At 75.3% G+C, this 3,250-nt stretch carries 3 protein-coding genes and 1 pseudogene; all 4 read right to left on the bottom strand.

Annotated elements, in window-relative coordinates:
• A pseudogene (locus tag VF825_RS17955) lies at nt 1-430 on the bottom strand (NADH-quinone oxidoreductase subunit M); the annotation flags it as partial.
• A gap of 2 nt (nt 431-432) precedes the next feature.
• On the bottom strand, nt 433-2,310 hold the full coding sequence (locus VF825_RS17950) for an NADH-quinone oxidoreductase subunit L (RefSeq protein WP_331115920.1): 1,878 nt from the start codon (nt 2,308-2,310) through the stop codon (nt 433-435).
• Nucleotides 2,307-2,606, bottom strand: coding sequence for an NADH-quinone oxidoreductase subunit NuoK (nuoK, locus tag VF825_RS17945; protein WP_331115918.1), 300 nt, complete (start codon nt 2,604-2,606; stop codon nt 2,307-2,309). Before nuoK ends, VF825_RS17950 begins: the two co-directional genes overlap by 4 nt.
• Nucleotides 2,603-3,154 carry an NADH-quinone oxidoreductase subunit J gene (locus VF825_RS17940; protein WP_331115916.1) on the bottom strand — a complete coding sequence of 184 codons (552 nt, stop codon included), beginning with the start codon at nt 3,152-3,154 and terminating at the stop codon, nt 2,603-2,605. Before VF825_RS17940 ends, nuoK begins: the two co-directional genes overlap by 4 nt.
• Between the last annotated feature and the right edge of the window lie 96 nt (nt 3,155-3,250).

Raw genomic sequence — 3,250 nt, 5'->3', positions numbered from 1 at the left:
GCACCCACATGGGCACCAGCACGGTCTCGAACGCGACGAAGAACAGGACGGCGTCGCGGACCAGGAAGGTGGCCAGCGCGCCCAGCTCGACGATGAGCAGGCAGCCGTAGAACGTCGTCACCGAGCCACCCTCGGGCGGCTGGCTGCGCGCGTGCAGCACGACCGCCACGCCGAGGGCGGCGGTGAGCAGCAGCAGCGGTGCGCTGATCCCGTCGACACCCAGGTGCAGGCGCACCCCGAGCGAGGGCACCCAGGGCCGGTCCAGCCCGGGCCGCGCGATGACCGTGAGGACGACCAGCAGGAACGTCAGCACCGAGGCCCCGAGAGCAAAGGCGTTGGCGCGCAACGGGTCCACGGCACGCACGGCCCGGCCGGCCAGGACCAGCCCGGTGCCGGCGACGGCCGGGACCACGAGCGCGGCGAGCAGCACGGCTACCACAGGCTGACCCCCGCGACGGCGACCGCGAGCATCCCCAGCAGCACCCAGACCAGGTATGCCGAGGGCTTGCGGGTGTGGGCACGCTCGGCTCCCAGCCCGGCCCAGCGGGTGGCCACGGCGGTGCCGCGGACGTAGGCGTCGATGACGTCGCGGTCGGCCCGGACCACGACGTGGGCCAGCCAGGTCACCGGCCGCGCGACGGCCCGGACGTAGAGCGTGTCGACGCCCAGCCCGGAGTCGAGCAGGGCGGTGCGCCCCGGCCCGAGCCGCTCGGCGGCGTCGCCGCTGGGCGTGGCGGTGGCGCCGCGGCGGACCCCGACGAAGGCCCCGGCGACCAGCAGCAGGGACAGCACTGCGGTGAACCAGCCGATGCTGCCCACGTCACCGACGAGGGGGGTCAGCACGAGGATGCCTCCGAGGACGGTGAGCACGCCGAGCGACTGCACGCTCAGCGTCGCGGGGCTGTCGATCGGCGCGTGCCCGTGGCCGGCGGTGCCCGCCTCGGGCACGGGCGGCTGCGCCAGGTCGGCCCGCTCATGGGTGAGCACCAGCCAGGCGCGGGTGCAGTAGGCGGCGGTCAGGAGCACCGTGACGAGCAGGGCCACCAGGACCAGCCACGCCCCCAGGACCGGGCCGTGCCGGGTGCCCTCCTCGGCCGCCCCGATGACCAGCTCCTTGGACACGAAGCCGACCAGGGGCGGCACGCCGGCGAGCGCGAGCAGGCCGACCCCGACCAGCGCGCGCAGCATCGGGTGCGCGCGCAGGCCACCGGTCATGGCCACCGCGGTGGTGCCCCCGGTCAGCACGCTCAGCCAGCCGATCGCGAGGAACAGCAGTGCCTTGAACATGGCGTGCGCGAGCAGGTGGGTGACCCCCGGCCACGGGGAGGCCGGGGCGACGGCCAGGCCGGAGAGCATGATCGCGACCTGGCTGACCGTCGACCAGGCGAGCAGCCGCTTGAGGTCGGACTGGCCGAACGCCAGCACGGCCGAGCCCACCATGGTCACCGCCGTGACCACCGCCAGCACGAGGCGCGCGGTGTCGGAGGCGAGGAAGAGCGGGAACAGCCGGGCCACGACGTAGGTGCCGGCCGCGACCATCGTCGCGGCGTGGATCAGGGCCGAGGCGGGCGTGGGGCCCTCCATGGCGTCGGGCAGCCAGTCCTGGAACGGGAACTGCGCCGACTTGCCGGCGATGCCGGACAGCAGGCAGATCAGCGCGGCCGTGAGCAGCGCGCCGTGGTCCCCCTGCCAGTGCGCGATGACCCGCGGGATGGCCGTGGTGCGCGGCCCGGCGGCCAGGATGACCAGGCCGAGGACGAGCGCCAGGTCGGCGGTCCGCGTGACGAGGAAGGCCTTGAACGCCGCCCGCCGCGCCGAGGCGCGGCGGCTGTCGTGGCCGATGAGCAGGTAGGAGCACCAGCCCATGACCTCCCAGCCGACCAGCGTCAGCACGAGGTCGGCGGACTGCACCGTCAGCAGCATCCCGGCAAGGAAGAGCGAGACGCTGGCGGCGAAGACGGGGTAGCGGTCGTCCTCGGCGAGGTACCACCGCGCGAACCCCTGGACCGCCGCGCCGACGACGGCGACCGCCAGGGCGACGACCGCCGACAGCGGGTCGGCGAGCAGGTGCAGCGGCACGGCGAGCTCACCCAGCGGCAGCGCGCCGATCGTCCCGACCGAGGAGGTCGCCCCGCCGGAGTGGACGGCCACCAGCTCGAGGACCGCGAGGACTACCCCGGAGAGGGCCGCGCCGATGGCCACCACCCCGGAAGCGGCGCGGGACCGGCGCGCGAGCAGCAGCCCGGCGAGCGCCGCGAGGGCAGGCAGGAGGACGACGAGCCGTGCCGTCGTCGTGGCCAGGCCGGTCATGTCCCGGGCTCGCTGAGGTCGACGTGCCCGCGGTCGCGGAACAGCGCCAGGATGACGGCGAGCGCGACGCCGACCTCGGCCGCGGCGATGGTGATGACGAACAGGGCCAGCACGTGGCCGGAGCGCAGGGTGTCGGCGGTGACCGAGCCCATGGTGACCAGCAGCAGGTTGGCCGCGTTGAGGATCAGCTCGACCCCGATGAGCACCAGGACGGCGTTGCGCCGCGCGATGACCCCGTAGGCCCCGGCACCGGCGAGGATCGCGACGAGGGCAAGGGGCAGGGCGAGGTGGATCACGGGACCTGCACCGCCTCGGCCCGCTCGGGTGAGGTGACCTCGGCGCCGGTCCCGGACGGCATACGGGAGACCGCGAAGGCGGCGATCAGCGCGACGAGCAGCAGCAGCGAGAGCAGCTCGAACGGCCACACCCACGTGCCGAACAGCTGCTCGGCGATGCCGCGGGTCCGGCCCTCGCGGGTGCTCACGAGCCTGCCGCCGAGCGCCGTGAGGAGCACCGCGCCGAGCAGCCCGGCGACCCCGGCACCGGCCACTGCCGCGGCCGCGCGCTGCACCGGGCCGGCGGCGTGCTCGGGGCTCGGGCCGATCGGCGCGCGGGTGAGCATCAGGGCGAACAGCACGAGCACGACGACCGCGCCGACGTAGACGAGCAGCTGCACCAGCGCGACCAGCTCGGCGCCGAGCACGAGGTAGCAGCCGGCGAGGGTGCCGAGGGTGACGACGAGCCAGAGCGCGGCGTGGACGAGGTGGCGGGTGGTGACGGCCAGCACGGCGCTGGCGGCGGCGATGAGGCCGATGGCGGCGAACAGCACGTCCAGGGTCGTCACGCGTCCCCCTGCGTGGCGGGGGGCTGCGGACGCACGGTGGTGGCCGGGCGCGCCGGGCGCGCCGCGCGCGGCGGCTTGTTGGCCGCGGCCACCTCG

Origin of the sequence: Oryzihumus sp. (assembly GCF_036391795.1) — a bacterium.
Classification (GTDB): Bacteria; Actinomycetota; Actinomycetes; order Actinomycetales; family Dermatophilaceae; genus Oryzihumus.
The sequence above is the reverse complement of the archived record's forward strand: the minus strand, read 5'-3'. Positions and strand labels throughout refer to the sequence as shown.

Bases quoted from the DNA above. Each gene is read 5' to 3' on its own strand.
- VF825_RS17950 (WP_331115920.1), bottom strand. From the start codon at position 2,310: ATGACCGGCCTGGCCACGACGACGGCACGGCTCGTCGTCCTCCTGCCT.